The following is a 15,704-nucleotide window of genomic DNA, read 5'->3' on the forward strand; positions in this document are numbered from 1 at the left end:
ACGAAGCCGAAGATGAGCGTCCCGAGGAACAGGATGATTCCGATGATGGCTAGCCAAAGGAGCCCCTTGATGGCGAAGCCGACAACCGCCAAGACGGCCCACACGACGAGCAAGATAACGAGGACTGTCCACATGTCGCTCACGCTACGCGCATCGACTCGGGATAGATATGCCTACTCCGGTGAGTTGCCTCGCAGTTTGAACACACACGCGGTGACGATTGCTGCATGGGTCAGGGCTGGATCGATGAGAGCCTCGTAAGCAAATTCGTGCCCTCGCCGGTCGGCGCGTGGAAGCTGTGAGTTCATACAGCTTGGCGGCGTACTGTCAGAAAATGAATGCACAACTGAAGAACGTGGAACCACTGGGCCTCAAGGCTGTCATGATCAGTTCTCTGCCGTCGACTCTGATGACGGACGACGCTCCGGACCGGTACACCGTGGAAGCGGTTTTCACACGCAAGGCCGATCGCGACGAAGTTGCCGCGATTCACGGGGCGGCGATGCGTGACTTTCTCTCTTCGGAGGGATACCCGACTGTTGAGCTGAAGGTCTCCGATCGCCGACTGGAGATTTCGAACACGAACCTGGTCGAGTTGCGTGACGGCCTAGCTGCCGTGATTGCAGGACAGTTGATAGAAATCACTCGACGGCTTGTGGCCGAGCGATTCGTTTCGGCACTGCGTCTCGAGGACGCGTCGGTCCGCGAGCACGATCGAGCTGCACTCGTCGTGTCTCTCGCTGAATCGGTAGTGTTCGCCGCTCGTCCGCGGGACGTTGCCGGTGATGAGGGATCGTCGATTGGCGAGTGGGAAGAAGAGGGCGGTTCGCCCCGAGGCTAGGGGCATATCGCAGGAGGCCATCATGGACGATGTTTCTGCGGACGCAAGAGTCGAGCATGTTCGAGCGGAGAGTTCGTTCACCGGGCTGGCGCAGCAGATGCGCGCCTCGGGGCTGCTCCGCCGACGGTACGGCTACTACTGGATGAGGTTGATTGCCGCGCCGATCATTGTGGCTGCCGGAATCGCGGGCTTCGTGTTGATCGGAGACACGTGGTGGCAGCTGTTCGTGGCAGCGGGGTTCGCCATCATATTTACGCAGATCGCGTTCCTCGGTCATGACGCGGCCCACCGGCAGATATTCGTCTCGGGCAGGTGGAATGACTGGGTGAGCCTCATCCTCGGTGACTTGCTTGTCGGCATGAGCTATGGATGGTGGCAGCACAAGCACACCAAGCATCATGGCAATCCGAACAAGCTCGGAGCTGACCCGGATATCGAGCTTCCGGTCATCGCGGTCACTAACGAGAGTGCCGGGAAGTACCAGCGCGGGCCGTTGCGGTGGCTGCGCGCGCATCAAGGGTGGCTCTTCTTCCCGATCCTTCTTCTGGAGGGAGTTTCCCTTCACGCGTCTGGAGTGCGTCGGGTTTTCGCTCGAGGGCATTTGGATCGCCGATGGGTTGAGATCGTGTTCCTCTTCGTCCGTATCGTTGGATATCTAGTTGTCGTCTTCTTGGTGCTTTCCCCGGGGATCGCGTTCACCTTCCTTGCCGTTCAACTGGGACTCTTCGGCTTCTACATGGGCGTTTCATTCGCGCCGAATCACAAGGGCATGCCGGTCGTGCCACGCAATCTGAGGCTCGACTTTCTTCGTCGCCAGGTGATGATGAGTAGGAACGTTCGCGGCAGCAGGCTGCTCGATATTGCGATGGGGGGACTGAATTACCAGATTGAGCACCATCTTTTCCCGTCCATGCCCCGCCCTCATCTCCGCCGCGCGGCGCCCCTCATTGAGGGCTACTGTCTCGCGCAGGGCGTGCCCTACACCCGGGTAGGGCTGTTTCGGTCATACGCCATCGTCGTCGCGTACATCAACCGGGTTGGGTTGGGCGAAAGGGATGCCTTCGCTTGCCCGCTCGTCGAGGCGAGAGCGTCGATTGGTTCAGCGGTTCGCGTCGCGTGAGGTGTGGGTTATGGGCTGATCCGATTGCGCGTAGTGTTGCAAGCAGAGCGCAGCTCGGGACTCTGGGGAGAACCCTTGTGAAGGCTCCGGTTGAGGGGCTCTTGCCCCGCGGTTGCGATTCGCCCGCCGCGCGAGAGCCCTTCTCCTGTGGGGCGGATCGAACTACAGGTTCCAGTCCGCCCAGTCGTCGGGCAATACTCCCATCGCTGCGGCTTGAGCGGTCGGATCGACGCAGACCGTGACCCTGGTGTGGGCGCCGATGAGTACGCTGACTAGGCTGCCTGCGGTGGCGAAGGTAACGAACGCGGCGGTGTCGCTGTGGGCGGCGGCCTCGATGCGATCCATGAGAGCGACCACGTCGCTACCCGGTGGAAGCGGGTAGGTCTCGTCGTCGAATGTAATCGTCGTGCTCTGCGTCATGATCACCTCGATGTTGGTGCGCGCTGGCCGCCCGCCCCTTCAACGCTAGCTGCGTGGTCACAGGTGCGACCGGGGGTTGCACTCCGGGATCGATCGTGCGCGGTATTGCTCCCACCCGGTGGATGGCCTCGGTGACTAGTCGCAGGCGGCCGCATCGAGGGGACCGGAGAGATGGGCGGCTGCCGAAGTCCGTGGCAGCCGCCGGGTCCTCCACCCGAGCACCGGAACGCGGTAAATTCCCAGCATGAGTGAGCGGAGCCGATGGCGGGAATGGATGGCGGCAACCGACGACGAGCTGCACAAACTGACCGGACTCCGATCCGACCGCCTCGTACGCTGGGACTACCTCGGAGCTTTCGACGATGGGCTGAGTCCCGAGGAAGCCGCTGCTCGCGCGGCAGTCGAGGCGGAATGATCGATGAGGATGCGCTGGCGTGATCTGACGATGCCCTCCCTGCTTTGTGGTGCAGGTTCGAGGCTACCAAGATTCGAACATCCGTTCTATCGTCTTAACCCATGGGCACCGCAACGATCGAACACACCGCAACCATATGGATGACCAACGACACCCCGGCACGCATGGTCTACGCGGGGCAACGGTGGCGCGTCACAGACACCCCCACACGCCTCAGACACTCGACCTGGAGTGTTGAGCCGGGCGAACACCACCACGGCCTGTACGGGTGGCGATTCCAGGGCACCAACGACACCGGAGACTCGTACATCTTCGACGTGTACAAGGGCGAGGACGGGTGGCACGTCCACCGCTGCTACGACTGAATCGAGAACTACAGTAGGCAATCGCCGGAGCTGAGGGCAGCCCGCTTCCGCCCAACCGCAGCAGTAACTCTCTCGGCCTCGGTTACATAGTCGGAGAGCCCCGGGCTGATCGCCCCGAGGACGCCAGTGATTCGGCTCATCATTACGTCGTGCTTGAAGTGCGAGATGGGCTCATGGTGTGCGACGCGATTTCTGAACGTCTGGATATGGACCAGTTCGCCGTGGAGCCACTTTCGATCGTTGATCGTTATCCCCGGGAACGCTCGATGAAGTCTCGACTGCCAGAACTTTGTCTCGTAGTTGTACACCGGGTGTCGCGGCACGCCGCCACTGAGCATGCCTACCCAGAAGCCGAACGATGTCGCGGCTACAACGTCGTCGGCGCCTGGTTCAGTGCCAGTCTTGTAGAAGATTTTGTCGATCGTCCGCTTGAGCGATCCCGCTTCGTATTCCGCAAGCTGGGTCTCGTTCCACCAGTCGTCTCTTCGACCGGCGCGCATAGCGTCATGCACCGCGTTGCGTAGCGCCACCTCGAGGATGCAGATTGGGCCCCAGTACGTCGACGATAGTTCGATGTTCCAGACGTAGTGCCGGATCGCGACGTCATCACGTGAAGGCCAGGTTTTCTGGTACCTCTCGAACCGTTTGGCGCTCAAGGAAGAGGGAAGCGCGGCAACAGTAGCTGGATCCATGTAGATGAGCATGGCGGACGCGCGCTGGCTGGGCAAACGCATTCGCCCCGGGAGTCCAGCATCGCTGAATAGTCCCGGGGCGTTACCTCTTTAGGGTAGCAAACTTTGTCGTAACTTCGCCAACCCGACTGAGGTCGTCAGCCTGACCCAGGACTGCTGGAAGTCCGGGATCGGAGGTACTTGGTTTAGTTCCGATCCCCGTCTTGCGCGAGCAGGGTGACGGTGAGGTCGAAGGAATCGACGGGGACATCCAGCGTCACGGCTATGTAGTCGCGCGCCATCACCGGGATCTCTTCACCGGTGCGAGCCTGTGTCACACCGTCCAGTTCGGGTATGCGGATGAACCAGAAGTTACCGTTGCGCTCCGCAGTGACTGCGTAGGTCTTCATCGTCGCCTCCAACCACACGCTAGCGCGAAGTCATCGCCGCTCGTAGTGTCCTTGCATGTCGAAGCGGCGAGGGCAGGGAACTGGGACGATCTTCCGAGACCAGAGGGGGTACTGGACGGTTGTGCTCCCGCTTCCAAGTGTGGACGGCAAACGTAGGCGGAAGAGCTACCGTTCCAAGAAGCGCGAAGTCGTCCTTGCTCATCTGCGGGCATTCGAGCAGGCGCGTGGCGGGACTGACCTGCCCTCGTTGGAATCGTATCCATCGGATAGCGGCACAACAGTTGGCGAGTGGTTCGAATACTGGCTCGCCGAGTGCGTCTACCCGCACCTCCGACCCAAGACTGCCGACGGATACCGGTCCATCGCCAAGACGAGGATCATCCCGGCACTCGGCGCAGGCACGCCGCTCGCAGCCGTCAGAGCCGCCGACGTTCGCCGCATGCATCGTTGGATGCGGGACGAGTGCTCCCCAACCACGGTTCGCAACGCGCATGTGGTCGCCGCGCGCGCCTTCGACGTGGCCGTGCGCGAAGAAGAGATCGAACGCAACCCCGTTCGCCTAGTCGAACAGCCTCGACCAGCTCGACCGAAGCTCGACGTTCCCACTACACAAGAACTCCGGTACCTTCTCGAAGCACTGAAGACGCGCCCAGACGGGCTCAAATGGATGACGTACATCCTGACAGGTGCGCGCCGCGGGGAGGTCGTCGGACTCGAGGTGGGTCGCGTCGGTGCGCACCTCGACATCAGTTGGCAGATGCAGACCTTGAGACGCGGCGAGAACGGGCTACCGATCGCCCCACCCGACTTCGACTACCGGCACCTCTACGGCGGGTTCTTCCTAACCAGACCCAAATCAAGAGCGGGCTGGCGCACCGTGCCGCTCATCAACCCGCTACGGGGCATGATGGAACACCACCTGTCCACCATGGAGACCAACCCCTGGGGGCTCGTCTTCACCCGCAAAGGCAGGCCCATCGACCCGAACATGGAGACGCGGCTTTGGCGGACCATACAACGGGAGCTACTCGGAGAAGACCGGCGCGTCAGGCTGCACGATCTGAGACATGCCGCGGTCGATCTTCTCTATGCCGCGGACGTACCCGAGGAGTTGATCGTCGAACTCGTCGGACACTCAACACGCGCCACGACACGCTCCTATAAGAGCCCCGCGCACCTTGACCGCCTCTCCCGGGCAATGATTGGCGTCGAAGATCTCCTCGCTTGAACGTCCGCACATACTGACGCAACTCGGCAGTATCGTGCAGGCCATGGACTTCAGTGATCTGGTGGCGGGCGCAGTTAGAGCAGAGCTAGCTCGAGCGAAGAAGAAGCCTGCTGATCTCGCCGACGTGCTGGGCCTGAGCAGACCGACGATCTACGGGCGCATTTCCGGCGCATACCCGTTCACGACAGCAGAGCTAGAGCAGGTCGCGTCGTTCATCGGGATCACCGCACAGGACATCATGCTTTCCGCCGCCCTCCCGGAATCCTTCGGGGGCGGTCGCCTGTCAGAAGTGGCGCCGCTATCAGCAGGGCGTGTGGAGGCATGGGCTCAGCCCCCAGGCTCCTCCAGACGACCTCAGCGGCTGTGAGGGGTGTGCGCCCAGTCCGCACTTAGTCCGCAAACTGTGCCTTACTCGCCAACATCGAACAACAACCGTCGATGCCCGTTGCCCCGATAAGTCAACGGACTCAACATCCACCAACCCTCCACAATCAGCCCACGGCTGTTCGTCAACTACCGCTAGGTCGCGCGGCACAGAGGGGATCCGGCGTCGCCGGGTCCCCTTTCGCGTGCGCTCCGACTTTCCCCGGTCAACGCATATCGAGATATCGGTGTGCTTGACCAAGACTGGAAGCGGCCCCGATCCGTCGGAGCCATGGACGCCCTCGTTGCACGCCGCCCGCGCGGAACGAGGTGCCCGGGATTCGCAGGCGCTCTCGTGGGGACGAGGGTGCAGGCACCGCGGGCTCGCGTCACCGGATCCGAAGTGCCCGCACCACGGTGAAGGAAGAATGAACAGCTCACCGGCCCGCTGCCCGCCCCCACGAACATCGGATCCGCAGGTGAGAAAGATCGGCACGGAGTCCCCGGCCCCACCGCCACACGGGGGGCCGCGGAACCGTGACAAGAAGTGAAACTGGGGGCTGGTCCATGGGGCACGTCGAGACGAAGACCATCGGAGAAAGCAAGCAACTCCTCGCCGACGAGGTCTTCCACCACATCGGAAGACTCATCGTCGAGGGCGAACTGGGGGAGGGCGAGCGCATCCGCGACGTCGACGTGGCCGATGAGCTCCACGTCTCCCGGACCCCGGTCCGAGAGGCGCTGCAGCGACTCGAGAGACTCGGGCTCGTGACGATGTACCCGAGTCGGTACACCGAGGTGACCGCGGTGACGGCGGCCGTCGTGACGCAGTCGCTCGAGTTCGCCGGGTACCAGGCGGGCATCGCCGCCCGGATGGCCGTGCCACGGCTCAGCCCGGCGGAGCGCCAGCGGGTCGTCCGCCTGATGGAAGAGGTGCGCCGCACGCTGCGCGACGGGGCATCGACCTCGAGTGCGCGGTGGGCCGTGTTCGCGTATCTCGCGGAGCACAGCGGCAACCACCAGCACCGCATGCTGATCGCCGACGTCGACGTCGCCCTCGCCCGCAACCTGCGCGCGTGGGTGGTTCCTCGCGGAGACCGTGAGCGCATGCGACAGGTGTACGACGACTTCGAGATCGCCGTCACGCGGGGCAACGGGGACGAGGCGGAACGCCTGGCCCGTGCGATGTACTACGTCTGAGCGGCCCTCCAGCCGACCACCCAGCGGTCCAGGCGTCGATACGCGTCCTCACGGGCCGCGTGTCGCGACAGGAACACGTCGTGCAGCGCTCCGTCGATGCGCTCGACGGTCACCGTCGAGCCCAGCCGGAGCGCTGCACGGGCGATGTCATCGACCACGAGCACCGAATCCGCCGACGTGAGGTCGTCCGACCATCGCGTCGGCGGGACGAAACGCGCCGACAGCAGCACGCACACCGGTGCCTCGATCGACAGCCCTGCCGCCACCGTCCGATGGCCCGACAGGATCGCGTTCAACCAGCCGGCGTACACCGCCATGGTCTGCACCGGACGCCAGGCGAGGTTCACGTCCATCGGGTCGTCGGGGTCGGCCACCTCCTGCTGGGCCCTGGTGTAGTAGCCGAGGTCGACCTGGGGCGCCGCGTCCAGCGGCCGGATCCGCGCCTGGAACTCGACCATCGGCGCGATCGCCGCGCGGACGGGGGCGAACTGGAACTCCAACCACGGGCTGTTGAGGATGAGGGCGTCCGCGGTGTGCGGGTGCCGAGACGCCCACAGGCTCAACGTGAGCCCGCCGGTCGAGTGACCGAGGAGGACCAGCCGCCGTGCGGACTCCTCTCCCCCCTCACCTCGGCCCATCGCCGTCAGTGCGGCGGCGATGTCCTCGTCATAGGTCGCCAGATCGCTGATGTACCCCGGGGTCTGGCCCTCGCGCAGACTGCGTCCGTACTTGCGCAGGTCCAGCGCGAAGAAGCGCGCACCGCGAGCCGTCCAGAAGCGCGCCAGCCGCTTCTGGAAGAAGTAGTCCGACCAGCCGTGGATGTAGAGCACGTCCACGCCCTCGAGCGGGCGCCGACGCCCCCTGGCCCGATCCCACCAGCCGGACGGCGCGGGCAGCGCACGCACCAGTGTGGCGACCACGGGTCCCTGGTCATCGACGCCGAGGTCGAGCGTCAGCTGCTCGAACTCCTCGCCCAGCACATCCGGGATCCACTCGGCCATGCGTCTCCCCCCGTCGCCGCCAGGCTAGCCCACGGGGCTACTGACCGCCCGGGCGACCGACACCGAAGTTCTCCACGATGGTCGACGCGAGCGGCGCGAGGTCGCTGATGCCCGATCCCTGGAAGGTGATCAGCCGCAGCCAATCCGTCCCGATACGGACGTCGAGCACCGTGCGGCCCTGCTCGTCCACACCCGTGAGCGCGGCATCCGCGCCCGCGACCTCCACCGGCTTCTCGCCCTCGATCTGCTCGAACGCCCACGCCCCTCCGGGCAGTGTCGTCAGCATCAGGTAGCCCTGCGCGCTGTATTCGTCGTCGCCCGAAGCGTAGTAGCAGATGCGGGAACCGTTGACCGTCTGGTACACCTCGGCCGGGATGGACCACCCGCCGAAGCCGTCGATCACGTGCACCTCGGTGCCGAGCTGCTCACCGAACTCGACGTCGGTGAGGAACCGCGAGCACTCCACGCCCGCGATCGCGCTCTCCGGCACCACGACCTCACGCAGCGACGCCGCGGCGGCCGCGCCGATGCGACGCAGTCCCTCCTTGATCGCCGGCGCATCGTCCGGGCCGAGCGCCGGATCGACGACCGCCCCGGACACCAGCACCTCGCCCTCCACGACCTGGAAGAAGCAGTACCCGCCGACCTCGCAGCGCGCCTCCTCACCCGCGTAGCCACCGCGCGACTCCGCGCCCTCGATCAGGGCTGTCGCGCCCGGTGCGACCGAGACCTCCCAGTTGCGCTCGCTCGTACCGGACGAGCACGCGATGCCGCCCGCCCGCTGGAACATGTGCTGTGCGGGTCCCGGATACCAGCTCGGCGCCGACCACACCCCCAGCACCTCCGCGACCTCGCCGGCCGGTTCACCGGTGGCGGCGGTCATCTCGGCGGCCACGTCGGTGCAGCTCACATCGAACGCCGGCGTCGGGGCGACGATCGGATCCGTCGTCGGCGTGGGCGATGCCGAGGCCGACGGCGTCGACGTCTCGGTGGGCTCAGGCTCCGGCGCGCATCCGGAGAGCAGCAGCACGGTCACGGCCGCGAGGGCCAGGAGGGGGCGGTGTCGCATGCCCTCAGCCTAGGGCGGAGTGCTCCTCCGGCCCGGGCGCGCTGCGGCGATCCGGGCGGGTCACTCGCCCCGCGACACCCGCACCATCTCCTCGCGCGGCACGACCTTCACGCGGGCGCGCTCGTGCGGGGCGCCCAACGCGATCTCGTGCTCGTCGAGGCGGTGCCACCCGTCGAGGTCGGTCCACGCGACGCCGCGCTCGGCCAGCAGCGCCGGGATGGCCTCCTCCGACGGATCCTCCGGGTGCCACCAGGAGCCCTGGTCGTTGATGACGTGCCGCACGGTCTCCATGGCGTCGGACTTCGTGTGCCCGATGAGCCCGACAGGTCCGCGCTTGATCCATCCCGTCGCATAGACGCCGGGCACGCGCTCGTTGGAGTCCTTCGCCAGCACCTGACCCTCGCGGTTCGGGATCACGCCGTGCTTCTTGTCGAACGGAACACCGGGGAGCGGGGAGCCGAAGTAGCCGATCGCGCGGTACAGCGCCTGCACCGGGACCTCACGGAGCTCGCCCGTGCCGATCGCGCCACCCTGCCCGTCGGGCTTCGTGCGCTCGTAAACCAGGGCGGCGACGCGGCCCTGGTCGTCTTTGCGCACCTCGACCGGCTTCGCCCAGAAGTGCAGGTGCAGGCGGCGCGAGGCCGTTCCCCCCGCGTTGTTGACGGAGTCGCGCTTGCGCCACGACTGCAGGATGCGGTCGATCACCATGACCTGCTTGTTGCTGGCGATCGCGTCGCGCGCCGCCTCGTCGTAGTCGAAGTCCTCGTCGTACACGACCATGTCGACGTCGCGCAGCTCCCCGAGCTCGCGCAGCTCCAACGGGGTGAACTTGACCTGGGCCGGACCGCGGCGACCGAACACGTGCACGTCGGTGACAGCGCTCGCCTTCAGCCCCTCGTACACGTTCTCCGGGACCTCGGTCACCAGCAGGTCCTCCGCATGCTTGGCCAGCATGCGCGACACGTCGAGCGCCACGTTGCCGTTGCCGAGCACCGCGACCGACTCCGCATCGAGAGGCCACTCGCGCGGCACGTCGGGGTGGCCGTCGAACCAGCTCACGTAGTCGGCGGCGCCGTACGATCCGACCGCATCGATGCCCGGGATGTCGAGGGAGGTGTCGCGGATCGCGCCCGTCGCGAAGATCACCGCGTGATAGTGCCGCTTGAGGTCGTCCAGCGTGATGTCCTCGCCGAAGCGCACGTTGCCGAACAGGCGGATGTCGCCGCGGTCGAGCACATCGCGGAGGGCCGTGATGATGCCCTTGATGCGCGGGTGGTCCGGGGCGACCCCGTACCGCACCAACCCGTAGGGGGCCGGCAGCTGCTCGAACAGGTCGATCGAGACGTCGAACTTGCGCTCGGCCTTCAGCAGGATGTCCGCGGCGTAGATACCGGCGGGGCCGGCGCCGACGATGGCCAGTCGGAGCTTGGTCATGGAGGTCCTTTCGTATGCCGTCGCCGCCGTCACGCGGCGCGAAGCCGCGGGTCGCGTCAGCTCGAGCGCTCGGCGAGGGTCTCGGCGAATCGGGTCAATGCCTCGCGCACGGTGCCGCGCGGCAACGGCCGGAGGGCGTCGATCGCCTCCTGGGTCCACGCATGCGCGAGCTCGAGGGTCTTCTGCGTGACCGGGTGGTCGCGCAGCTCGTCCAGGGGGCCGTCGAGGATCGCGGGGTCGGCGCCGTCCGCGATGAGCGCGACGCCGTCGTCGATGCGGGCCGCCAGGTCTTCGGCCGTCGCATCCTTCTGCGCCTTGAGCAGCAGGTAGGGCATGGTCGGCACGCCGGCGCGCAGGTCGGTGCCCGGCACCTTGCCGGTCTCCTCGGGCTTGGCCGACAGGTCGATCACGTCGTCGAGCAGCTGGAACGCGACGCCGATCTTCTCGCCGTACACCCGCAGCGGCTCCTCGTACTCGGTCGGCGCGTTCGAGAAGATCACGCCCCCCTGCGTCGCCGCGGCGATGAGCGAACCGGTCTTGTCGGCCAGCACCTGGATGTAGAACGCGATCGGGTCGTCATCGGGCTGCGGACCGAGGGTCTCGTGCATCTGTCCGAGGACGAGGCGCTCGAACGTGTCGGCCTGGAGACGGATCGCCCGCTCGCCGAGCCGGGACATGAGCTGGCTGGCCCGGGAGAACAGGATGTCGCCGGTGAGGATGGCGATGTTGTTGCCCCAGACCGCATGGGCAGCGGGCACCCCGCGGCGGCGGTCGGCGCCGTCCATGACGTCGTCGTGATACAGCGATCCGAGGTGGGTGATCTCCAGCGCCTTCGCGACGTCGATCACCTCGGGGGTGTTGCCGTCACCCAGCTGCGCGGCGAGCAGCGTGAGCACGGGCCGGATGCGCTTGCCGCCGGCCTCGTACAGATAGCGGCTCGCGGCGTCGGCCAGCGGATCGGCCACGCGGACGTCATCGGCGAGCCCGGTCTCCACGAGCTCGAGCCCGTCCTCGATCGTGCGGGCCACCCGGCGTCCGGCGGGGCCGATGAACACGCGATCGCTGAAGCCGAGACGGCTCGCCAGTCGCGAACCCGGGGGGTGGGGGCTCGAAGTCACGCTCCCAGCCTACCCGCGTCGGATGCCGCGGTTCGCGCCGTGCTCACGCGGGCTTGCGCGCGCGGTGCAGGGCGACGATGCCGAACGAGAGGTTGCGGTACGCGACGTCCTGCCACCCGGCATCGCGGATCCACGCGGACAGCCGCTTCTGGTCCGGCCACTCGCGGATCGACTCGTTCAGATAGTCGTACGCATCGCCGTTCGTCCCGGCCACCCGGGCCACCCGCGGGAGCACCTGGGCGTTGTAGAAGCGGTACGCCCCGCGGAACAGCTTGCCCGGCGGCGTCGAGAACTCGTTGATCACCAGGCGTCCGCCGGGATTGGTCACGCGGTAGAGCTCGCGCAGGGCCTTCTTCGGGTCGTTCACGTTGCGCAGCGCGTACGACATGGTGACCGCGTCGAACTCCCCGTCCTCGAACGGGAGGGCGGTGGCATCGGCCTGCACGAAGGACAGGTTGCGCATCGCTCCGTGCCGACGTCGGCCCTCCGCGAGCATGCCCGGCGAGAAGTCGGCCGCGACGACCTGCGCGCCGCTGCGGGCCAGGGACGCCGAGGACGACGCCGTGCCCGCCCCGAGGTCGAGGATGCGCTCCCCCGGCTTCGGCGCCACGGCCCGGGTGGTGGCGGCGCGCCACAGGGCGTCGTTGCCGAAGGTCATGGCCGTGTTCGTGCGGTCGTAGCCCGCCGCGACCTGGTCGAACATGCCGCTCACGCGGGCGGGGTCCTTGCCGAGGTCGGCGCGGTTCTTGTCGTTCGAGGTCACGCGTTCAGTCTAGGCGCGAGATCGAGCGCCTCCAGCCGGTCGAGCCAGACGTCGGCGGTGGCATCGTCGAACGGCGCGACCCTCACCCGCACCCGCCCCTCCAGGTCGAGCGCGAGCGCCTCCAGGTGGGTCATGACGTCGGCCGGATACCCGTACACGACGCTGTGCTCGGCCCACTCGTCGCGGTCGTCGACCCAGGTGCCGCGCTCCCCCTCCACGCACACGACGTCGAGGTCCATGTCGATCCCGACGGCACGCAGCGGGTCGTCCGACCACTGCACCTCCCACCCCAGGTCGATGTAGATGCGCAGGCCGCGCGGGTGCTGCCGGTTCACGGTCAGGGCGAAGTCGCGACTCGGCGGGACCAGCGTCACATTGGGCGTCGCGGCGTGGAACTCCGCCCCCGGGCGGGCGCTGTGCCAGCCGGCGGGCTGACCGACCCAGTCGCCCCAGTGATCGGCACCCAGGTAGACGCACTCGTGCCGCCAGTGCGGCGACCCGTCCCACTTGCGCCACTGGAAGACCATCTCGGTGCCGGGTGCGGGGCGCGCGTCGCTCATCCGCCCACCCTACGACGCGGGATCGCCGCCGGCGCCGCGGCCTAGGCTGGACACGTGCATCACACCCACCTGGTCGTGGAGACCCGACAGATCGACCCGGTCGAAGACCTCCTCGCCTACGCCGACCCCGCACGCCCCCTCGCCTGGCTCCGCCGTGGAGACGGGATCGTCGCGGTCGGCGAGCCGTTCGCCGAGATCCGTCCGACCGCCGAACCGGGGCAGACGCGTCTCGAAGCCCTCGCGACGTTCTGGCGGGGGCTGTCCGCCCAGGCCGACGTGACCGACCCCCTGGGGCTGCCGGGCACCGGGCTCGTGGCGTTCGGCGCCTTCACGTTCGATCCGTCGTCCACCGCCGACAGCGTGCTCACGATCCCCTCCCGCGTGCTCGGCCGCCACGGCGACCGGTTCTGGGAGACGCGGATCCGCCTGGCCGAGGACACCGCGCGACCCACAGCGCTCGAGACCCGCCCGTACGGTCCGCACTGGGCCGGTACGGTCGGCCCCGGCGCACAGAGCCCCCAGGGCTACCAGGACGCGGTCCGCGCCGCGCTCGAGCGCATCGCCGACGGGGAGCTCAGCAAGGTCGTGCTCGCGCGCGACCTGCGCGGCACCGTCCCCGCCGGGTCCGATCTGCGGCGCCTCGTGCGAGCCCTCGCGACCGGCTACCCCGACACCTGGGCGTTCGCGGTGGACGGGCTCATCGGCGCGAGCCCGGAGACCCTCGTGACCGTGCAGGACCGCACCGTCACCGCGCGCGTGCTCGCCGGCACCATCGGCCGCGGTGCCGACGCCGACGCCGACACGGCCGCGTCGACGCACCTGGCCTCCAGCATCAAAGACCTCGACGAGCACCAGTACGCGGTGCAGAGCGTGCTCACGGAGCTCCGCCCGCACACCAGGGCGCTGGCCGCGAGCGAGCAGCCGTTCCTCCTGAAGCTGCCGAACCTGTTCCACCTCGCGACCGATGTGGAGGGCGAGCTCGAGGAGGGGAGATCGGCCCTCGACCTCGTGCGCGCGCTGCATCCGACCGCGGCGGTCGCCGGAACGCCCACGGCCGCGGCGGTCTCCGCCATCCGCGACCTGGAACCCTTCGACCGCGGGCGCTACGCCGGACCGGTCGGCTGGGTCGACGCGGACGGCAACGGCGAGTGGGCCATCGCGCTCCGGTGCGCGCAGTTCACGGCGACCGGAGGCGCGATCGCGGTGACCGCCTACGCCGGCGCCGGGATCGTGGCGGGATCGGATCCCGAGAGCGAACTGCTGGAGACCCGCGTGAAGTTCCGCCCCCTGGTCGACGCCCTGGCCTGACGACCACAGCCCCGGTCAGCTCGCGGCCAGCCGCCTCTTCTCCGCCTCCACGTCGAAGTCGGCGACGGGCCACTGCGGGTCGATGTCCTGCAGCGCCGCGAGCAGCAGCTCCTGCACCGCGAGCCGCGCGTACCACTTGGCGTTCGCCGGCACCACGTACCACGGTGCCGCGTCGGTCGAGGTGCGGTCGAACACCGTCTGGTAGGCCTGCATGTACTGCGGCCACAGCATCCGCTCATCCACGTCGCCCGGGTTGTACTTCCAGTGCTTGTCCGGACGCTCCAGCCGCTCCATGAGTCGCGCCTTCTGCTCCTCGGGCGAGATGTGCAGCATCACCTTGACGATGCGGACGCCGGAGGCTGCGATCCGCTCCTCGAACGCGGTGATCGCGTCGTAGCGGCGCTCGATCTCCGCGGCATCGGCGAGCTGCCGCACCCGCCCGATCAGCACGTCCTCGTAGTGCGAACGGTCGAACACCCCAATGAAGCCGGGCTCCGGGAGGCGCTTCTCGACGCGCCACAGGAAGTCGTGCCGCCGCTCCTCCTCGGTCGGGGCCTTGAACGCGGCGAGCGCGACGCCCTGCGGATCCACACCGCCGACCACGTGCCGGACGATGCCGCCCTTGCCCGCCGAGTCCATCGCCTGCAGCACCAGAAGCACCGCGTCCTGCGCCGTGCCGACCCGACTCTGCGCGAACAGACGCTCCTGCAGGTCGTTCAACCGCTCCAGCCCGGCGGCGAGGTCCTCCCTCCCGCGCGACTTGCCGTGGTCGTACCCCGGCGTGGCGTCCGGATCGACATCGGCGAGGCGGAAGCCGGGCCCCACCCGCAGGTTCTGAGTCCAGGTGTGCGCGTTCATACGCACATCCTGCCAGTCACCGCGCCAGCGGCACCTCGATGATCTGACGTCCGCCGTGCGGGGACGTGAGGGCCTGATCCAGTGCCGTCCGGGTCGTGACGCGCTGATACTCCCACCCGTACGCCAGCGCGAGATGCTCCAGGCGCACGCCATGCGGGGTGTAGAAGACCCGGTCGAGATGCGCGGACGGCGCCGACGACGCCACCTCGAGCCCGTCGAAGATCGTGCCGCCGCCGTCGTTGCCGACGATCACCTGCAGCCGCGGCTCCTGCTCTCCGGGCGGCAACAGCAGCGCCCCGACGTCGTGCAGGAACGCAAGATCACCCAGCAGCACGCGCGTGATCCCGGGGGCGCCGGCGGCCTGACTCGCGACCGCGATACCGGTGGCGGTGGCGATCGTGCCGTCGATGCCCGCGAGCCCGCGGTTGGCGTGCACCGGGACCTTCTTGCCCGCCAGGACCTCGTCGGCCACGCGCACGAGCCGGGACGACCCGAACACGAGGCGGTCGTGCGGCCACGTGGCCCGCCACACCGCGTCGACCAGCCGCTCGCGGTCGAGC

The 15,704-nt window shown here is 67.5% G+C and carries 18 protein-coding genes; 7 read left to right on the forward strand and 11 right to left on the reverse strand.

Features of this window, described 5'->3' with window-relative positions; genetic code table 11:
• Nucleotides 1-334: 334 nt before the first annotated feature.
• Together DW309_RS00600 and DW309_RS00605 are read left to right on the forward strand one after the other, a co-directional pair.
• Nucleotides 335-841 carry a hypothetical protein gene (locus DW309_RS00600; protein WP_136044225.1) on the forward strand — a complete coding sequence of 169 codons (507 nt, stop codon included), beginning with the start codon at nt 335-337 and terminating at the stop codon, nt 839-841.
• Nucleotides 842-863: 22 nt separating this feature from the next.
• Nucleotides 864-1,961, forward strand: a complete 1,098-nt coding sequence (locus DW309_RS00605; protein ID WP_136044226.1) for a fatty acid desaturase family protein — start codon at nt 864-866, stop codon at nt 1,959-1,961.
• Between the two features lie 162 nt (nt 1,962-2,123).
• Here DW309_RS00605 and DW309_RS00610 read toward each other — a convergent pair whose 3' ends face one another.
• Nucleotides 2,124-2,381, reverse strand: coding sequence for a hypothetical protein (locus tag DW309_RS00610; protein WP_136044227.1), 258 nt, complete (start codon nt 2,379-2,381; stop codon nt 2,124-2,126).
• A 555-nt stretch (nt 2,382-2,936) separates the two neighbouring features.
• On the opposite strand from DW309_RS00610, the gene DW309_RS00615 reads away from it, so the two are divergent.
• Nucleotides 2,937-3,161, forward strand: a complete 225-nt coding sequence (locus DW309_RS00615) for a hypothetical protein (RefSeq protein WP_240753073.1) — start codon at nt 2,937-2,939, stop codon at nt 3,159-3,161.
• An 8-nt stretch (nt 3,162-3,169) separates the two neighbouring features.
• Here the strand turns inward: DW309_RS00615 and DW309_RS00620 are convergent, their stop codons facing one another.
• Together DW309_RS00620 and DW309_RS00625 are read right to left on the reverse strand one after the other, a co-directional pair.
• Nucleotides 3,170-3,865: an iron-containing alcohol dehydrogenase family protein gene (locus DW309_RS00620; RefSeq protein ID WP_136044229.1), complete on the reverse strand. Its 696-nt coding sequence runs from the start codon at nt 3,863-3,865 to the stop codon at nt 3,170-3,172.
• A 173-nt stretch (nt 3,866-4,038) separates the two neighbouring features.
• On the reverse strand, nt 4,039-4,242 hold the full coding sequence (locus DW309_RS00625; RefSeq protein WP_136044230.1) for a hypothetical protein: 204 nt from the start codon (nt 4,240-4,242) through the stop codon (nt 4,039-4,041).
• Between the two features lie 55 nt (nt 4,243-4,297).
• On the opposite strand from DW309_RS00625, the gene DW309_RS00630 reads away from it, so the two are divergent.
• The 3 genes from DW309_RS00630 to DW309_RS00640 all read left to right on the forward strand — a co-directional run bounded on the left by DW309_RS00630 (nt 4,298) and on the right by DW309_RS00640 (nt 7,033).
• Nucleotides 4,298-5,470, forward strand: coding sequence for a tyrosine-type recombinase/integrase (locus DW309_RS00630; protein WP_136044231.1), 1,173 nt, complete (start codon nt 4,298-4,300; stop codon nt 5,468-5,470).
• A gap of 43 nt (nt 5,471-5,513) precedes the next feature.
• Nucleotides 5,514-5,837, forward strand: coding sequence for a helix-turn-helix domain-containing protein (locus DW309_RS00635; protein ID WP_136044232.1), 324 nt, complete (start codon nt 5,514-5,516; stop codon nt 5,835-5,837).
• A gap of 563 nt (nt 5,838-6,400) precedes the next feature.
• Entirely contained in the window at nt 6,401-7,033 is a 633-nt protein-coding gene (locus DW309_RS00640; RefSeq protein ID WP_136044233.1) for a GntR family transcriptional regulator, read from the forward strand.
• Here DW309_RS00640 and DW309_RS00645 read toward each other — a convergent pair.
• Genes DW309_RS00645 through DW309_RS00670 form a run of 6 tightly spaced genes read right to left on the reverse strand, consistent with a single transcriptional unit; the run spans nt 7,024 to nt 12,978 of the window.
• Nucleotides 7,024-8,034: an alpha/beta hydrolase gene (locus tag DW309_RS00645; RefSeq protein WP_136028857.1), complete on the reverse strand. Its 1,011-nt coding sequence runs from the start codon at nt 8,032-8,034 to the stop codon at nt 7,024-7,026. The genes DW309_RS00640 and DW309_RS00645 overlap by 10 nt on opposite strands.
• Nucleotides 8,035-8,071: 37 nt before the next feature.
• Entirely contained in the window at nt 8,072-9,103 is a 1,032-nt protein-coding gene (locus DW309_RS00650; protein ID WP_136044234.1) for a hypothetical protein, read from the reverse strand.
• A 60-nt stretch (nt 9,104-9,163) separates the two neighbouring features.
• On the reverse strand, nt 9,164-10,537 hold the full coding sequence (locus DW309_RS00655) for an FAD-dependent oxidoreductase (protein WP_136028853.1): 1,374 nt from the start codon (nt 10,535-10,537) through the stop codon (nt 9,164-9,166).
• Between the two features lie 56 nt (nt 10,538-10,593).
• Complete coding sequence (locus tag DW309_RS00660; protein WP_136028851.1) at nt 10,594-11,655, reverse strand: polyprenyl synthetase family protein; 1,062 nt, start codon at nt 11,653-11,655, stop codon at nt 10,594-10,596.
• Nucleotides 11,656-11,698: 43 nt separating this feature from the next.
• Complete coding sequence (locus DW309_RS00665; RefSeq protein ID WP_136044235.1) at nt 11,699-12,418, reverse strand: class I SAM-dependent methyltransferase; 720 nt, start codon at nt 12,416-12,418, stop codon at nt 11,699-11,701.
• Nucleotides 12,415-12,978, reverse strand: a complete 564-nt coding sequence (locus DW309_RS00670) for a DUF402 domain-containing protein (RefSeq protein WP_136044236.1) — start codon at nt 12,976-12,978, stop codon at nt 12,415-12,417. The genes DW309_RS00665 and DW309_RS00670 overlap by 4 nt, the downstream gene beginning before the upstream one ends.
• 54 nt (nt 12,979-13,032) lie before the next feature.
• Here DW309_RS00670 and DW309_RS00675 point away from each other — a divergent pair, with 54 nt between their 5' ends.
• Nucleotides 13,033-14,286, forward strand: a complete 1,254-nt coding sequence (locus DW309_RS00675; RefSeq protein ID WP_136044237.1) for an isochorismate synthase — start codon at nt 13,033-13,035, stop codon at nt 14,284-14,286.
• Nucleotides 14,287-14,301: 15 nt separating this feature from the next.
• Here the strand turns inward: DW309_RS00675 and DW309_RS00680 are convergent, their stop codons facing one another.
• Together DW309_RS00680 and DW309_RS00685 are read right to left on the reverse strand one after the other, a co-directional pair.
• On the reverse strand, nt 14,302-15,144 hold the full coding sequence (locus DW309_RS00680) for a polyphosphate kinase 2 family protein (protein WP_136044238.1): 843 nt from the start codon (nt 15,142-15,144) through the stop codon (nt 14,302-14,304).
• Between the two features lie 16 nt (nt 15,145-15,160).
• Nucleotides 15,161-15,704, reverse strand: a 544-nt coding sequence (locus DW309_RS00685; protein WP_342590356.1) for a thiamine pyrophosphate-binding protein, incomplete at its 5' end; no start/stop codon positions are given.

The organism is Microbacterium sp. K41, from assembly GCF_004794395.1.
Lineage (GTDB): Bacteria > Actinomycetota > Actinomycetes > Actinomycetales > Microbacteriaceae > Microbacterium > Microbacterium sufflavum.